At 50.6% G+C, this 17,025-nt stretch carries 15 protein-coding genes and 1 riboswitch; all 15 genes read right to left on the minus strand.

The genetic code is table 11. The features are described from left to right. Position 1: 1 nt before the first annotated feature. On the minus strand, positions 2-688 hold the full coding sequence (gene purQ, locus BLT15_RS00910; RefSeq protein ID WP_089757751.1) for a phosphoribosylformylglycinamidine synthase subunit PurQ: 687 nt from the start codon (positions 686-688) through the stop codon (positions 2-4). 1 nt (position 689) lies between these two features. Beyond that, on the minus strand, positions 690-947 hold the full coding sequence (purS, locus tag BLT15_RS00915; RefSeq protein WP_089757752.1) for a phosphoribosylformylglycinamidine synthase subunit PurS: 258 nt from the start codon (positions 945-947) through the stop codon (positions 690-692). A 227-nt stretch (positions 948-1,174) separates the two neighbouring features. Beyond that, positions 1,175-1,276: riboswitch (purine riboswitch) on the minus strand. A 264-nt stretch (positions 1,277-1,540) separates the two neighbouring features. Further along, positions 1,541-2,365, minus strand: a complete 825-nt coding sequence (locus tag BLT15_RS00920) for a carbohydrate ABC transporter permease (protein WP_089757753.1) — start codon at positions 2,363-2,365, stop codon at positions 1,541-1,543. A gap of 2 nt (positions 2,366-2,367) precedes the next feature. Then, positions 2,368-3,285, minus strand: a complete 918-nt coding sequence (locus BLT15_RS00925) for a carbohydrate ABC transporter permease (RefSeq protein ID WP_234985448.1) — start codon at positions 3,283-3,285, stop codon at positions 2,368-2,370. Positions 3,286-3,440: 155 nt separating this feature from the next. After that, positions 3,441-4,697, minus strand: coding sequence for an ABC transporter substrate-binding protein (locus BLT15_RS00930; RefSeq protein ID WP_089757755.1), 1,257 nt, complete (start codon positions 4,695-4,697; stop codon positions 3,441-3,443). A gap of 233 nt (positions 4,698-4,930) precedes the next feature. Next, positions 4,931-6,031, minus strand: a complete 1,101-nt coding sequence (locus BLT15_RS00935) for a helix-turn-helix domain-containing protein (protein ID WP_089757757.1) — start codon at positions 6,029-6,031, stop codon at positions 4,931-4,933. A gap of 75 nt (positions 6,032-6,106) precedes the next feature. Then, positions 6,107-7,690, minus strand: coding sequence for a sensor histidine kinase (locus tag BLT15_RS00940; RefSeq protein WP_089757759.1), 1,584 nt, complete (start codon positions 7,688-7,690; stop codon positions 6,107-6,109). Then, on the minus strand, positions 7,671-8,723 hold the full coding sequence (locus tag BLT15_RS00945) for a sugar ABC transporter substrate-binding protein (protein WP_089757761.1): 1,053 nt from the start codon (positions 8,721-8,723) through the stop codon (positions 7,671-7,673). Before BLT15_RS00945 ends, BLT15_RS00940 begins: the two co-directional genes overlap by 20 nt. 60 nt (positions 8,724-8,783) lie before the next feature. Further along, the gene (locus BLT15_RS00950; protein WP_089757763.1) at positions 8,784-10,097 is read right to left on the minus strand and encodes an ABC transporter substrate-binding protein; all 1,314 of its coding nucleotides are present in this window, start codon (positions 10,095-10,097) and stop codon (positions 8,784-8,786) included. 107 nt (positions 10,098-10,204) lie between these two features. After that, positions 10,205-11,410, minus strand: a complete 1,206-nt coding sequence (locus BLT15_RS00955) for a M20 metallopeptidase family protein (protein WP_089757765.1) — start codon at positions 11,408-11,410, stop codon at positions 10,205-10,207. Positions 11,411-11,471: 61 nt separating this feature from the next. Next, entirely contained in the window at positions 11,472-12,638 is a 1,167-nt protein-coding gene (locus BLT15_RS00960) for a carbohydrate kinase family protein (RefSeq protein ID WP_089757767.1), read from the minus strand. Between the two features lie 448 nt (positions 12,639-13,086). Further along, positions 13,087-14,439 carry a sodium/proline symporter PutP gene (putP, locus tag BLT15_RS00965; protein ID WP_200769656.1) on the minus strand — a complete coding sequence of 451 codons (1,353 nt, stop codon included), beginning with the start codon at positions 14,437-14,439 and terminating at the stop codon, positions 13,087-13,089. 318 nt (positions 14,440-14,757) lie between these two features. After that, on the minus strand, positions 14,758-16,044 hold the full coding sequence (locus BLT15_RS00970) for a TRAP transporter large permease (protein WP_089757768.1): 1,287 nt from the start codon (positions 16,042-16,044) through the stop codon (positions 14,758-14,760). Beyond that, positions 16,041-16,562: a TRAP transporter small permease gene (locus BLT15_RS00975; RefSeq protein ID WP_089757770.1), complete on the minus strand. Its 522-nt coding sequence runs from the start codon at positions 16,560-16,562 to the stop codon at positions 16,041-16,043. Before BLT15_RS00975 ends, BLT15_RS00970 begins: the two co-directional genes overlap by 4 nt. Positions 16,563-16,661: 99 nt before the next feature. Next, positions 16,662-17,025: TRAP transporter substrate-binding protein (locus tag BLT15_RS00980; protein WP_200769657.1), on the minus strand; the 364-nt coding region annotated here is incomplete at its 5' end.

The following is a 17,025-nucleotide window of genomic DNA, read 5'->3' on the forward strand; positions in this document are numbered from 1 at the left end:
CTTAACTGCTCTCCCTTCTTTTGAGCTGATCTATCAACGAAGCGAAAAGTCGGCGGCCGTCCTCGCTGCCGAGCACAGCTTCGGCAGCCCGCTCGGGATGGGGCATAAGCCCGAGCACATTGCGGTCACGACTGCAGATTCCGGCTATATTGGCAGCCGACCCGTTGGGATTTTCCCCTTCCAGATAACGGAAGATAATCTGGTTGTTCTCCTTCAGATCAGCCAGGCCTTTATCATCTATGTAATAATTGCCCTCATGATGGGCCACGGGAATCTTGAGCTCGCTGCCCGGCGCCAGCTCTCCGGTCAGGGCGGTGGCTGTGCTGGTCACCTCTATCGTCACCGTCCGGCAGACGAATTTCAGCGATTCGTTGACCATCATCGCTCCCGGCAGCAGTCCGGCCTCCATCAGGATCTGAAATCCGTTGCAGATACCCAGAACCTGACCGCCGGCCGCGGCGAATTTCTCCACATCCTCCATGATCGGAGAAAACCGGGCTATCGCTCCCGGCCGCAGATAATCGCCGTAGGAAAAGCCGCCAGGCAGAATTACCGTATCATAGCGGGAGAGATCCGCACGTTTTTCGTGCCAGATCATGTCGGTCGGCACCTCCATCACCTCGCGGCAGACGTGCTCGACATCGCGATCACAGTTTGATCCCGGAAATCTTATCACGGCAAACCGCATCTCAGCTCAGCTCCTCTACCTGAAAGCGAAAATCCTCTATGACCGGATTGGCAAGAAGTCTCTCGCACATCTCCTCCAGCTGCTCTTCTGCCTGCGACTGCGATTCGACATCCTCCAGCTTAAGTTCTATGTAACGACCGACCCTGGTTTCCTTCACGTTCTCGTAGCCTAAAGCCGCCAGACTCTCACCGACTGCCTGACCCTGAGGATCGAGCAGATTTTCCTTGAGTTGAATTTTGACCTTTGCCTGCCAGTCCATGGCAACCTCCTTATGATTTTACGTTCTATTATTTTTGATGCCAGCGCGCGGATAAATACAAAAAAGCCCGGGCAGGAAGAGGCTCTACCCGATGAGTAAAACCTCCCCGCCTGGGCTTTTATCCCTTCGGTGTGGTATTGTAAAACAGCTAAATCGATCTAAAAAAAGCTGAGTCGATCAAAGCAATACCTGTGCCGCTCGGACCGGCCAGCACAAAGCTGCGGAACCCTGGGCACACTTTCCCTCATAGTCGAGTTGTTATCGGCAACCCGGTAGAAACCTGTGGGCCTTATTCCCACCTTTATATGAGGTGCTAATAATTTTATTTTACATGACTTATATTATCAGAAACCCCCCGACAAGTCAAACAAAATAGCCGTCTGCTATTGCTGCGAACATCCTCCGTACAGCCTGCTGAGAGCCCCCAGACTCTGTGGAAAAAACAGGTAACTGCCCTGCCTGAGCCGAATAGCTCTCATTTTAGAGGCCTTAAAAGACGCACAATTGCCGCGATTTAAAGGATTATCCACAATGTTTATTATAATGTGCATAACCCTGTGGATAACTTGAACATCTGTACAAGAGCCGGACCGTTAACCCTTGACGGAACCGGCCAGAATGCCCTTGATAAAGTAACGTCCGAAGAAAAGATAGACCAGCAGGGTCGGCAGCGCTGTCAGCAGAGCACCGCTCATCTGCACGTTCCATTCGACGACCTGACTGCCGGCCAGGTTGTCCAGAGCCACCGTTATCGGCTGCTGGCCGGGCTCGGGCGTGATGGTTAACGCAAAGAGAAATTCGTTCCAGATCTGGGTGAACTGCCAGATAATCACCACCACGAAGGCCGGTATGGAAATGGGAAAGAAAACTTTGCTGTATACTTTAAATAACCCGGCCCCGTCGACCTTGGCTGCCTCTGTCAGACTGCTGGGAACGTCAGCGTAATAATTGCGGAATATCAGCGTGGTTATGGGAATGCCGTAAACCACATGGACGAATATCAACCCCTGCAGCGAACCATAAAGACCGATGTTCTGCAGGGTTCTAACCAGCGGTATGAGAATGCTCTGATAGGGGATAAACATGCCGAAAAGCAACAGGGCAAAAACTGTGTCCGAACCTTTAAATTTCCACTCGGATAGGATGTAACCGTTGAGCGAACCCAGAAATCCCGAGATGAGCGTGGCGGGAATAACCAGAATCAGACTGTTTCTGAGATGGGGTATGAGCTGATGATAGGCAGTGATGAAAGCCTCCAGGGTAAAATCCCGGGGCAGCATCCACATGGCCTGCCGGCTTACCTCTTCGAAACTTTTTAGGCTCGTGGCCAGCAGCACATACATCGGCAGCAAAAAGAAGAGCGCAAATAGAAAGAGAACGACATATATCAAATATTTGAATTTGCCATAGTCCTCCATGCTTATGCCTCCCTAAAAGTGCTGATCAGATAGGGTATGATCAATACTCCCACCATCATCAGCAGAATTATCGATATGCCGGCGCCGGTCGAATAATTATTGCCGCGGAAAGTGGTCTCGTACATATAGACGGCGGGAATGTCGGTGACATTGCGTGGCCCGCTGCCGGTCATGACGTAGACCAGATCGAATGCTTTCAGCGATATATGGGCTAGGATGATGATCGCAGAAAGCGTGATAGGCTTGAGCATGGGAAATAAAATCTTGGTGAATATCTGCCATTTGGAAGCCCCGTCGATACGGGCGGCCTCGATCAGCTGTTCCGGAATCCCGCGCAGTCCAGCCAGCCACATGGCCATGGTATAACCGGAAAACTGCCAGATGGCGGCGATAACTATGGTGACCAGAGCGATATTAAACGGACCTATGCTGCCGGTGCTGGTGAACCATTCCCAGCTTAGCTCCGGCACGCCCAGCTGATGAAAGAGCATATTAATCCCGCGGGGCGAGCGTGGTGATCCGGGAGAAAAAATCCAGCGCCATACGGTACCGGTTACTACAAAGGAAACAGCAAAGGGAAAAAGGTAAAGATTTTGAAAGAAATAATGACCCCTGGGCTTATCATTTATGATTACGGCCAGCAGAATACCCACGGTTAAAGTTCCCAGAATGAATAAAGCCATAAAGAAAAAGTTATTCCAGAGTCCGGTGATAAAGCGGGTATCCTGCATCAGACTGCGGAAGTTTTCCAGTCCTACATAATCGTGAACTCCCTGCATAAAGCTGACGATATTATTCCAGTCCATAAATGATACCTGCAGGGTGCGGCCGATAAATCCGTAAACAAAAACACCGATAGCAATAATCGAGGGAGCCATAAGTCCCAAAGATATGAGTTTCTCTTTTAATCGGTAGCTCAAACCAGTTCTCACCTCCCGTATAAATGAAGTTCCCCCGGGAGATCAGACCGCCCGGGGGTAACTTAGAGATTCTGTATCTTGAGCCGGACATGCTCAGCTCAGGTAAAACTCATGCTTCAGCTGCCAATTTTGATATTCTTCCAAATTTCGAGCTTTTACTGGAGATGTTCCATAGCGCTCTGCTGCAGTCTATTGAAGGTATGATCGATATCCCGATCAGCCACGAATTCGTTGAGAATGTCCTCCATGTCGGCCACCATATCTTCCGGTGCGGCAGAACCGTGAGCTATCGAAGGTGAAAGCGTATCAGATTCAAAATCTTCCATGGCTTCCTGTAGATAAAGGCTGTATCTATCTTCCTCGGCATCCATACGGGCCGGTATAGAACCTTTGACAGGATTGAAAGCGTCCTGACCTTCCTGAGAGGCGACGGTTCTCATCCAGGCTTCGGCGCCTTCGGGGTTGGGCGCTCCTTCAGGCAGACCGAAGGTATCAGTTATGACCATGTAATTGCCTTCTGTTTCAGGCACTGTCGTCCAGCCATAATCCTCGGCCGGCTCCCAGTCCTGAGCCCGGAAAAAGCCTTCCGCCCAGTCGCCCATGACGGTAAAGGCAGCTTCTTCTTCTATGAGGAGTTCAGCTGCTCCCTGCCATTCCAGGGCGGCATGATCGGGATTGATATAATCCATCGCCTGATCGAGCATTTCTAAGGCTTCTCTTACTCCCTCGTGATCGAGGCCGATCTCGCCATCCCAGACGGCGTTATAATCTTCGGGCCCCATTGTAGCCAGCATCAGATTTTCAAAAAGGTGCAGGGTGGGCCAGCGATTTACATCCCCCAGAGCCAGCGGAGTTATATCCTCCTGCTCGAGAGCTTCGAAGACCTCAAACATCTCATCAACAGTTTCAGGCGCCTCCAGGCCGTGTTCTTCCAGCATACCTTTGTTATACCACATGACATTGCTGCGGTGAACATTCAGAGGTACAGAGTAAATTTCACCGTCATCGCCGCGGACCATATCCAGAATTTCGGGGTTGAATGCGTCCTTGACTCCCCAGTCCTCCATAAGATCGGTGACTGGTTCCATGAAGCCAGGATCTACATAACTGTAAAAAAGCTCCGCGCCCCCGTGCACCTGGAAGGAGTCGGGCGGATTGCCGCCGACCAATCTCGTGATCATGACAGCTTTGGCGTCCGTTCCCGCTCCTCCGGCAACGGCTGAGCTAACCGGATCAAAGTCGGGATACTGATCTTCAAAGACATCGAAAAGCGCCATCAGTGCTTCTTCTTCGCCGCCGGCGGTCCACCAGTTGATAATCTCGACCTGTTCGTGATCCTGAGCCATAACAGGAACAGCTCCAGCCAGCAGCAGAGCCAGCGAAAGCGTCAAAGCCAACAAAATTCTGCGCATTTTTGATTATCCCTCCCGTTGAGTATGTGCTGAAATTTCCCTGAAAATTGTTGAAGCTGCTAAAGATGAGGTGAAAAAAATAAGTTGAAAGAGATGAATTTATTCGGATCTTCTCCATTATTAAAATTCTCTTAATATTTGCGCTTTCCTCTGGATTAAAAAATGATGATTATGAAGATTTTTGTGTTCTGGCTTTAAAATTTTGTGACAAAAAAATGCTAATACAGGTAAAATCAGCTCTGGCGGCGATATTGACTGGGAGGTATTCCTTCCTCCTGCTTGAAGACCCGGCTGAAATAGTTGCTGTCATTAAAACCGACTTCCCGGGCAATCTCCCCCACATTTTTGCGGCTGCTGCGCAGGAGCCGGCGGGCTTCATCGAGTCTGAGCCTGTTGAGATATTCGCTGAAGCTGAGACCGTAACGCTGCTTGAAGGACCGGCTCAGATAACTGGGGCTTAAACCAGCCTCTGCGGCCACCTCATCCAGCGAGATGGCTCCATCGTAGTTTTCTTCCAGATAGCGGCGGGCTCTTTCCAGCGGCTTCTCCCCATCTGATTTATCGTCCAGCAGAAAATTAAGCATGCGGCGAAAATGCTCCTGCAGAACCTGCAGAGCTTTGCTCCCGCTTTTAGCGGCTTCCAGATCGGCCAGAAACCCGCTCCGGTCAAACCTTTCGGTGAACTCCAGCTTTTCCAGTCCGGCGCTGGTGAATATCTGCCTCATGATGACTATCAAAAGTTCGCGGCTGTAATGGCGTTTTTCTTCATCGGTAAACCGCTCATCGACTTCCTCACAGATCTGTTCCAGCTTTTCCGCCGCCTGAAAATAATTCTCCATTTCCATGTAATCGAGCAGCTCCTTCTCGCGATCCAGGGGGATACGCCCGTCGTAATCGGTCGGGGGTTCACTTTTTGCCGGATTATCCGCGCTGCTTTTTACGGCCGGCGGGACAGATCGCGACTCCACCTGCAGGCGGGCATTATTGATGATATCGACAATATCCTGCTTGTTGACCGGCTTTAACAGGTAATCGAGTACGCCCAATCGGATAGCCTGCCGGGCATAGCTGAAATTATCGTAGGCAGAGATGACCACCATGGCCGCTCCCGGCAAAAACTCCTTTATCTCTTTTAAAGCTTTCAGTCCTCCCCGGCCGTCAAGACGGATATCCATCAAAATTATGTCAGGCCTTTCCCGGGACGCCAGCTCGACCGCCTCGTCGCCGCTGCCGGTGCTGGCGGCCAGCTCTATATTCTCAAATTCGGATGAAACCACGTGGGCCACGGCATCTCTGACCAGCGGTTCATCGTCCACGACCATCACTCTGCACATGAACTCTATCCCCCTCTGACTCTCTTCTTTGACTCACTTTTATTGTTCACTGCCTCAGTTTTTACTGCCTCTTTTTCACTGTCTTTCAGCAGGACTGCTCCGGGAAAATTCAAGCGCCGTCTTAGAATTCTCCGTTTCAGCTTCTGGGCCCTGCCGGCTCTTTTCTGCCGGCGGAATATCGATAACTATCTCGGTACCGCTCCCGGGGGAAGCGGCTATGGTGAGAAGATCATCGCGCTGATAAAAAAGCCTCAACCGTTCCTTGATGTTGCTCAGTCCCCCAATCTTCTCTTCCTGCTGGATGCTTTCGATCAGCTCGGCGCCCATGCCGGCCCCATCATCCCTGACCGTTATCCTGAGCCAGTCCTCATCATCCCTTCCCTTGCTTTTTTTCGCCCTGTCCTGAGGGCGCTCTAATATGACATCGATCCGCCCGGATCTATCGCTGTTCTTTTTGACCCCATGCACGAAGGCATTTTCCACCAGAGGCTGGATGGTCAGCGGCGGAATAAGATTTGAGAGAACCGTCTTATCATAATCGAAATTGAATTCGATATTTTCGCCGAATCTGGTCCTGAGAATATCACAGTAAAGGTCCACACTTTTCAGCTCTTCTTCCACCGGTATCAGCTTCTCGCTGCGTTTTAAATTGCGGCGAAAATGCTCGGCCAATCTGGTTATCATCCTGCCGGTTCTGTCGGCTTCTTCGAGCACAGCCAGCTGAGAGATAGAATTTAAAGTGTTGAAAAGAAAATGTGGGTTCATCTGAGATTGCAGCTTTTTCAGCTCGGCTTCTTTGAGGAGATTTTTCATGCGCAGATTCTCAACCTGTTTCTGCTGCAGCTCCCGTTCGACCTCCAGTTTTTCCTCCAGACGGTTAAAAAGCGTCTCCAGCTCGGTTATCATGCGGTTGAAGGCCCGGGCTATAAAACTGAGCTCATCGCTGGTTTCGACTTTGACCGGTTCGACGGCAAAATCTCCCTCGGCCAGCCGCCGGGAACGGGCAATTATCCGATAGAGGGGACCGGTAATGCTGCGCGAAAAGAGATAGAGAAATATGAGACTGAAGCCGGCCAGCAAAGCGGCCATACCGATACCATAATTTTCGATGCGGCTGACCAGATCTGAGCTGGCTGCATAGATGCGATTGGCCTGACGGTTATTGGAGTTGATGGCTTCGGTGAGATAGCGGGTGGTGATATCTATTCGTTCTCGAAAGCGGGTGTAAGACCGATGGTAATCCTCGCCTGCTTCGGCCATCTCGATAAGTTCGCGGCTTTCGGCGATAAGACCGCTGAGAACTGCATCGAATTCGGAAACTGTTTCGGAATTCTCAGCCTCCTTCAGTTCGAGCAGCTCAATTTCGATCTCCTGGTAACTCTCGCGGCTCTCCTCTGTCCTCCGGTTCAAATAACTGGCGGTATGATGTTCGAGAAGATTCAGCTTCTCCCCCGTTCTTTCCAGTAGTTCATTTTCGGCCATCATCCGGTCAGTGAGCGCCGCCGTGCCGCGGTGGGCCAGGGCCACATAGACCGATATCATCAGCATAAGGCAGAAGAAAAGGGCAAAGAAAATCAGCAGTTTTTTGCGCAGAGTGAAACGAAGTTCTCCCGAATTTTTGTCCTTGCCGTTCGGGCTCTCATCTGAGCGGGGGATCATCGAAGCTCACCTCCGATATTTCGCCGGCTTCGGGATCAACGATCTCCATATCGACCCGGCTGTGCAGGTTGACGCTGCCGCGGGTGAGAATAGCGGCCATCTCTTCCACAGCCTGATAACCTATCTGGCGCGAATCATGATATATGAGGGCGTCGAATTCTTCGCCGCTCACCTCTCCGGCCAGACCGGACCGGCTGCCGTAACCAGCCGTGAAGATATCCTCTCCCGCTCTTTTCGGGAGCGCAGCTTCTGCAAGCATTAAAGTTATCTCCTCGCCGGGACTGAAGATAACTTCAGAGTCGTCCTCTGAGAGAATTCCCCGCATCTCGTCGCTCAGCTCGAGCAGATCGGGTTCGACTTCTCTTATTCTCAGCCTGTCCTGGCTGCCGGCGGCCGCGAAGGCCTCCTGCAGACCAAAAATTTTGAGCTGTTCTGAGGTCGAAACCGCCCTGCCCGCGCGAGAACTATCGACCAGCGCATATATATCGCCCCCTTCGGATTTGTTCAACAGATAACGGCCGATCTGAAAACCGGCCTGATGATGATCGAGTCCGACGTAGGAAAGGCGGCTGGAATCAGGGTAATCAGCATTGATTGTGACCACAGGCAGCCCATCATCCAGAGCATTTATCTCCTCGGTCAGATCATCGGAAGCACCCTCGAGCAAAACCCCATCAAAATCAGCTATATCGACCAGTTCGAGATATTCGGAGGCCGAAAGCTGTCCGGCTGGATCGGCCTCATAAAATTTCAACTCCAATCCCCGGCTGGAGGCGGCCTGACTGGCCCCCTCGCGGATGAGCTCAACCCTCTGCTGGCCGCCGGAGGTTATCAGGGCCACCTGGAGGTTTTCCTCATCATCAGCTGCGGCAGTTCCCGCCCCCGGCACAAAAAAATCTTCATCGCCAAACCTGGCTACAAGGCGCTGAATTTCGGCGTAATTTTGCCACATCATATAGTTGAAAGTTATGACGACTGCCAGACAGAGCACGATCAACAGCAGAGTTTTAGTCGAGATCAGATCGGTTTTCATGGAGGAAACCTCCCGAATTTGAAAGCCTGAAAACCGGAACTAAACTGCCAGCTCAAATCATCAGGGCAAATAGGTGGTGACGATATCGTCGATTTCAGCGGCGGTATTTTCGATATCTCCCTGGTATAAAAATTCGTTGAGCTTTTCGTTTAAAGCGCTGACAAAGACCTCCCGGGCTGCGGCGCCGTGGGCCAGGCTGGGCAGAAGTTCCTGTTTTTCCAGCTGACGGCGGTCGGCGGCTATTCCCGGCTCAAGACTGGAGGGGTCTATATCGCTGCGGGGCGGGACTGCTCCCAGTATGGCTGTAAACCGGCGCTGAATTTCTGGGCGGGCTGCGAACTCCAGCCAGCGCATGTTATAGTAATTGTGGTCTGCAGCCGCTGGCACGGCAAAGGTGTCAACGATCTTGAGGAAAATTTCCTCCTCGCCCTGCAGCGGCACAGATCCATAATCTTTTCCCGGCTCATAGCCCCGGGCAGAAAAATAGCCGCGGCTCCAGGTGCCCATCACAGTCATGGCCGCCTCACCCCGGGCTACCCGCTCGCATGCTTCATGCCAGGTCAATCCGGCATGGTCGTCATCCGCGTATTCAAAGAGCTCGGCCAGTTTTTCCAGAGCAAGGAAAACTTCCTGATTCTGCCAGGAACGGCGGCCGGATATCAAATCCCGATATTCAGCTGGTTCAGCTTCAGCCACCAGCAGATTTTCGAAGAGATGAGTTATCGGCCAGAGGTTGCGCGATCCCAGGGCCAGCGGTTTTTCACCTGCTTCGGATATAACCTCCGCCGTCTCGATAAGCTCAGTCGGGGTCTGGGGAGGTTTCAGTCCGTGCTCAGCCAGCATATCTCGATTATACCAGATTCTATTGGAACGGTGAACGGCCACGGGCAGCGAAAAGTATTCGCCGTCAACTCTGACCAGTTCACGCAGACTGTCGGTATAGACAGCCTCCCAATTTTTGTCCTGCCAGAGGTCGGTAAGCGGCTTTATGTAATCGCCGGCCACGAAAGTATCGCTCAATTCGGCCCCGCCGTGGACCTGAAAAGCATCGGGCGGATCTTCACGCAGAAGCCTCATTTTGAGCACGTCCTTGGCGTTTACTCCCGCTCCCCCCTCCACGGCTGCATTGACCACTTCTATTTCTCTATATTCATCCTGAAAATATTCCTGCAAAAACTCCAGCCCCTCTTTTTCACCGGGGGCGGTCCACCAGCTGAAAATTTCCAGCTTATCGGTTTCGCCTGTCGGCTGCCCGATGCTGGACTCCTGCATGAAGGCGGTCTCACTGCCAAAAAGCGGCGGTGAAAATATCATCAGTGCCAGCAGCAACGCCGCGATCGAGATCAAAATTTTACTGCGCAGATCACCAACCATTAATTTACACCTCTTCCAGCTTTGCTGATAATTATATCACAGATAGAAGATCGGTGCAGACAGAAGTAAATTTCAGCGGCTGTAAATTAAGCTGTGATCGTCTGTCTTTATCCGTTCTTTTCCAGCCAGCGCCGGGCGGTTTTGACCAGAAGGGCTGTGCCTTTCCAGAGAACCTTTTCGTCTATGTCAAATTTGGAGTTGTGATGACCATGAAATTTCCCGTCTATCTCCCCTTTACCTCCCAGAAAAATGAAGATTCCGGGAACCTTCTCGAGATAATAGGCCATATCCTCGCCGCCCATGACCGGTTCTTCCAGCTTTACTATTTCCTCTTCGTCCAAAATTTCGGCCGCGCATTCCCGCCGGAAAAACTCTGTGAATTCTTCGGGATTGACCAGCGGGGGATATCCTCTTTCATATTCGAAATCGACCTCAGCCCCGCGGCTTTCGGCCAGTTTGGTGCAGAGGTTTTCCATCCTGCGAGCTATTTTATTCCGCTCTTTTTCATGAATAAAGCGGGCGGTCCCTTCCATTGAAACCTCGTCAGGAACGACATTGAAGGCACTTCCGCCGTTTATTTGACAGATGCTGATAACACCCGGATGCACCGGCGAAATCTCCCGACTGATAAGCGTCTGGATATTCTCTATAATCGAGGCGCTTATAGCTATCGGATCGACGACGGTATTGGGCATGGCTCCGTGACCGCCTCTGCCGATCACCGTCATCTTAATTCTATCGGTGCAGGCCATCATCGGGCCGGCTTTAAAGCCTATCTGTCCATTTTCCATGCAGCCGATCACCCCGCCTGTATGCAGGCCGATCACGGCATCGACTTCAGGGTCCTTGAGAGCTCCATCCTCGATCATTTTCTCGCCGCCGCCGGCGCCCTCCTCTCCTGGCTGGAAGATGAGTTTAACATTGCCGTCAAACTCCCCAATATTTTGCGATATGATTCTGGCGGCGCCGAGCGCCATGGCTGCGTGAGCATCGTGACCGCAGGCATGCATTTTACCCTCGTGCCGGGAGGCAAAATCAAGCCCTGTCTTCTCCTCTACCTTCAGCCCGTCTATATCCGTCCTGATAGCAAAAGTCCGGTAATTCTCATAATCCTCCCCCTTTTTGATCAGGGCAACCAGTCCGTTCTGAGCGTAACCTGTCTCATAATCGATCTCCATCTTCTCCAGCTCCGATTCGATGAATTTCCGGGTTTTGGGCGTGTCGAGACCCACCTCGGGTATCTTATGCAGCTCCCGCCGCCACTCGATAATCCGGTCTTCTATTTTTTTAGCCTCTTCTTTAAAAGCAAGCATGATTTATTATTACCTCCTGACAATTTCTATCTGATGAAACTCTAAATTTTATGATCTGCCCTCAAACACGACTGTACCAGTTTCTATGCTCGTACCAGCCCTTTTCTGCCAATCCCATATCCTCAAGCGGCCAACCACCTGCCAGCCGCTCCTCCAGTTTTTCCAGCGAAGGGACGCCGCCGGTAGCATCAAGAGCTTCCACGCTGCAGGCGCCGACTGCGGCCGCGGTAATCAACGCTTTTTGGGGGCTGCTGCCCTGATGAAACCGGGCCAAAAAACCCGCGACAGCGGCATCACCAGCCCCCGTCGTTCCTGCCATATCAACGGAAAAAGGAGGAATATAAAGTTCTCTATCGCTCCATTCTGAAATGTCTATATGAATCTGTTCTCCCTCTTTCTGATTCGGCGAGAGAGTCAACCTTTCCTCCAGCCGGGGAGCAGTTTTCAAATAAATCCCCAGCTCGCCCAGCTTGAGAGCAACAATAGGGCAGCCCAACTCCTGCAATTTTCTGGCAATTTCAGAGACTATATCCAGCGAAATATCCTTTGTTTCTTTTTCGAACACCTCGCGGTACTCACTTTCATCGAGCATGTAAAGTATTTCATCCAATCCGGGCAGAAAAATATCGACCTCGGGAAGCACGCGCTTCAGCAGACTGTTCCAGTCCAGACCGGAGGGTTCGGCCCGGGGATCTGGCATCGCCATGTCCAGCGAGGTGATAGCGCCTCTCTTTTTAGCCCGGGAATACATCTGATGCAGCTTTTTTCCGTTACTTTTGATCATTTCAGTCATCAGAGGGGGGTAGCCAAAATGAAAAATATCGTCCGGCTCGATCAATTCATAATCTATATCTTCGGGAACAAAGTTCTCGTTCGGACCGGAATAATGCAAAAATATGCGGTCTGTATCGGGAGGGCTCAAAACCACAGTATAAGAGGATTCCTCATCTGGCTCTACCAGCAGATCTCCTGTCAGCTCTTCTCTACCCTTTTCAGCAATTATTTTTTCTATCAACTTCCCGGTATGGTCGTCGCCGATTTTGCCGATCATTCTCACCGGCAAACCCAGACGATGAAGAGCCAGACCCGTATTGGCAACTGCTCCTCCGGTGGCCATGTTTAACCCCTCTACCTCCAGAGTGCTGCCCGGTTTGAGATTGTCAAAATTATCTTTTTCCCAGCCGGGAATCATATCCAGACAAAGATGCCCGGCAACTATTATGCTCATAAATTTATTAACCTCCCGTGTAAATGCTGTAAATACTTGTAAGCATTATACCATAACTCGATGATAGCTTAAAAATATTTAAAACTCAACCCAAAATAATTTGATTTGTGGATCTTTTTGTCTTCACCGGGCAAGAAAAAAAATAATGAAAATATTCTCGCGGAAAATTTATCATATGAAGAGAGGCGGAGGAAAACAGCAGAAAAAATTAAAGCCCCACCAGAAGGCAGGAGTTTCTGCCGCCGTGGGGCAAAATTTATTGATTAAAAAGTCGAATCCCTCTATCTTTTACTCCCGGAATCAATCGCGGGCCATCTCTTTCACTTTTTCAAATTCTTTTTCAATCTCGGGATCGGTTTCCGGACCGAGAAGGCTGACCAGAAAAATCACCAGACTGCTCAAGAAAAAGCCCGGAATAATTTCATAAAGACCGGTGTAGGCGAAGAAATTATTCCAGACTATAACTGTTGACTCCGCCGATCAGAATTCCGGCCAGAACACCGTATTTGTTGGTCTTCTTCCAGTAGAGCGAAAAGAGTACAGCCGGACCGAAGGCCGAGCCGAGTCCCGCCCAGGCGTAACCGACGATATCGAGAATTCTGCCGCCAGCCATGGCGAAATAAAGCGCCACCAGCGTAATCAATACAACCGAAACACGGCTTACTATCAGAAGCTCGCGATCGGAAGCATCACGGCTGAAGAAGGCTTTGTAAAAGTCCTCAGTCAGCGCACTGGAAGAAACTAAAAGCTGAGAGTCGACGGTGCTCATAATGGCAGCCAGCACGGCAGCCAGAAAGATACCGCCTATCCAGGGATTCATGACGTACTGCAGCAGATCGAGAAACACCGTCTCGGGATTGCCCAGCGGTTCGGCAAAGGTGACGATACCGATAATACCAACAAAAACTGCACCTATCAGGGTAACTACCACCCAGGTCACCCCTATAAACTGAGAAGTAGGCAGGTCTTCTCCCTTATCTATGCTCATGAATCTAATTATAATATGAGGCATACCGAAATAACCCAGGCCCCAGCCTATATTCGATATCCAGTCGACAAAAGAAACTCCTTCCCCGGTACTGAGCCAGGAAGCGCCGTTGCCGGGATCGAAATCAACCTGGCGAAAAGCATAGAGCAGATCACGGTTAACTTCGGAAACCTGAGCCCAGAGCTCGCTCAAGCCTCCCATGTTTAGGATCACGGCCACGGGAACGATGACAAGAGCTATAAACATCAGCGAGCCCTGAACGAAGTCCGACCAGCTGACGGCCAGATATCCGCCCAGATAAGTATATAAAGCTATTATTATAACGGAGATGTAAACTGCAATATTATAATCCACTCCCAGAATAGTTTCAAACAGGGTGCCTCCTGCTACCAGGCCCGAAGAAACATATATCGTAAAGAATACCAGTATCACCAGGCCGGTGACGATTCTGAGAGCTCGCGAATCATCTTTATACCTGCTCTCGAAGAAATCAGTCAGCGTGATCGAGTCTACAATTTCAGTGTAATAGCGCAGCCGGCTGGCGGTAAACTGCCAGTTAAGATAGGTTCCGATAGCAAGTCCTATACCTATCCACATGGCGCTGAAACCTCCGGCATAAACTGCTCCAGGAAATCCCATCAAAAGCCAGCCGCTCATATCGCTGGCCTGAGCGCTAAGGGCGGTTACAGGAGCGTTGAGGCCACGGTCGCCCAGAAAATAATCCTCGGTGTCCTGATTTCTTTTGTAAAAATAATATCCAATTACCATCATGCCCACTATGTAGAGGGCAAATGTTGTTAATACAGGATCCATCAGCTATTCCCCCTTCCACTGTAGATCAATCGTATCAGGGACAGCAGCACGATGAGCAGACTTGGAGTGAGCATCCAGAACCACGTAGAAGTCGGCAGGCTTTCCATTCTTATTAAATTCCCCCTTCTTTAGTTTTTTGATCCCTGCAGATCTTTTATTCGCGCTTTAACATCTTAATTAATTTATTTCGGTATGTTACATAAAATTCCTGCAATCTCTCAAATTTAGGCCATATACCGCTTTAAAACAACCCCCCGACCGAAATCAACCGTAATAAACCCTTAAACCACAAATCAGTTTCAAAACCTGCCTATGTAATCATCCCAGCCCCAGAAGTCCCGGCAATAACAGTGTTATTTGTGGAATTATTCCCACCAGGATCAGCACCACTATATGGACGGTGATGAAAGGCAAAATTTCGCGGAAAATATCCTCGACTTCCGCTCCGCTCACCGAAGACGCCGTGAAAAGACAGAGGCCGAGCGGCGGGGTGATCAGACCTATCAGCATGCCCATGACCACTATTACGCCGGCCTGGAGAGGATGAAAACCGATCTCTATCATCATGGGAGGCACGATGGGGGCGAGCATGACAATGCTGGCTCCTGCTTCCAGCCAGGTCCCCAAAAAGAGCAGAAATCCCACAATAATTAAAAGAAGCAGATACCTGTTATCTGTCAGAGCCATCAAATGCTCTGCCAGGGCAGAGGGAATTCCCTCCATGGCCAGTATCCAGCCTAGAATGTCCGCCATGCCGATGATGATAAAGAGCAGGGCCGAAGTCCGGGCTGCATTTTTCAAAAGGTGAGGTATATCTCCCGGCTTCAATTCGCCGAAGAGAAAAAATCCGACCAGCATGGCGTAAGCGCAGGCTATAGCGCCCGCCTCGGTCGGGGTGAAAACTCCTCCCAGAATTCCCCCCAGAATTATAAGAGGCATGATCAGCGCGGCCAGAGCATCTTTGGTGATCAAAAGAGCTTCCTTTCTGCTGAAACTAACCTTCTGAACGGGAAAATCTTTCTTTTTGGCGAATGCTGCCACCAGCACGCTCTGCCCGACGCCTATCATCAGGCCGGGAACTATGGCAGCGGCGAAAAGTCCGGCTATTGACTCACCCGCCACACCTCCGTAAAGCACAATGGTGATGCTGGGGGGAATGATCGGACCGACTATCGAGGAGGAGGCGGTGATCATCGCGGAAAACTCTTTCGTATAACCCTGCTTTTCCATCGAGGGGATTAAGATCGAGCCCAGCGCGGAGACATCGGCGATGGCCGAGCCTGATATGCCGGCAAAGAGAATGCTGGCATAGATATTTACATGGGCCAGACCGCCCCTGATTTTTCCTATAAGCAATTCTACAAACCTGACCAGCCTTGTGGTAATACCCGATTCGTTCATTATCTCCCCCGCCAGCATAAAAAAGGGAATGGCCAGCAGCACAAAACGGTCGATACCGCTGAAAATCCTCATCGGTATGGCCTGAAGTGATAGCCCTGCAAAAAATAGCCAGGCCAGACTGGCCAGCCCCAGCACAAATGCTATCGGCAGACCTAAAAAGAGCAGAAACAAAACTGCCATAAGAGATAAATGAATTATATTCATATCCTATAGTTCTCCTTTTTCTCTTCTTCTCCATCAGAGAATCTCCTATTGAACAGATAATCAATTTTTATAATGGTATTGCTCAAAGTCTGCAAAAACATCAGAAGAGCGCCGACAGGCAGGGATAGGTAGGCCCAGGTCCTCCTTATACCGGTGGCAGGTGAGATAGAGTTCCAGTAATCGAAGGAATATCTAAAACCTCTGAGCACGAGAATAAAAAGCAAAAGCAAGATCAAAATATTTATGAATACTTCTATAATAATTCGGAGGCGCGGCGGCAGCCTGTTTTTAAAAAGATTAACTGCGGCATGTTTTTCCTCCTTGCTCAACACACTGGCCCCTACCAGGGCAATCCAGACCATAAGATAGCGTGAAAGCTCCGAGGTCCAGGGTGTGCTGGCTCCCAGAAAATATCTGGCAACAACCTGAATCAACACCAGAGCAAGCATCAGACCTATCATGCCTGTGATGGCTTTTTCGATCAGCGAGTTTAATCTTCGGCTGAGTTTTGGTATCATCAAAATCCTCCTGAAGAAAACCACGGGAGCCCTTTTTCTGCTCTCAACTGCATTCCGCAGCTAAAATCGGGCCCCCGGGCCTTCTCGATTTTCAGGCTCTTATTCCCCTATCTCCTCATAACCGAGCTCCTCCAGCGCCTGGTCTGCTTCCTCAAATATTCTATCAACCCAGCTTTCATCATCCACCGCATCTTTGACGTAATCTGTGACCGGCTCCTGGGTGGCTTCCCGAAATTTATCTATCTCCTCCGGCGTGGGGTCATATATCTCCATACCCTGCTCTTCCAGGTAATTCTGGCCTTCCTCTCTGACTATCCGGGTCTGACGGCGGGCTGCTTCGGACATCCTGCGGCCGCCTTCCAGCACTATGGCCTGATATTCCTCGGGCAGATCCTGAAACCAGTCGTCGTTGGCCAGAATCTGGGTCAGGCTGAAAAAGTGCCTGTCGAGGGTCATGTAATCC

Origin of the sequence: Halarsenatibacter silvermanii, assembly GCF_900103135.1 — a bacterium.
Classification (GTDB): Bacteria; Bacillota; Halanaerobiia; order Halanaerobiales; family Halarsenatibacteraceae; genus Halarsenatibacter; species Halarsenatibacter silvermanii.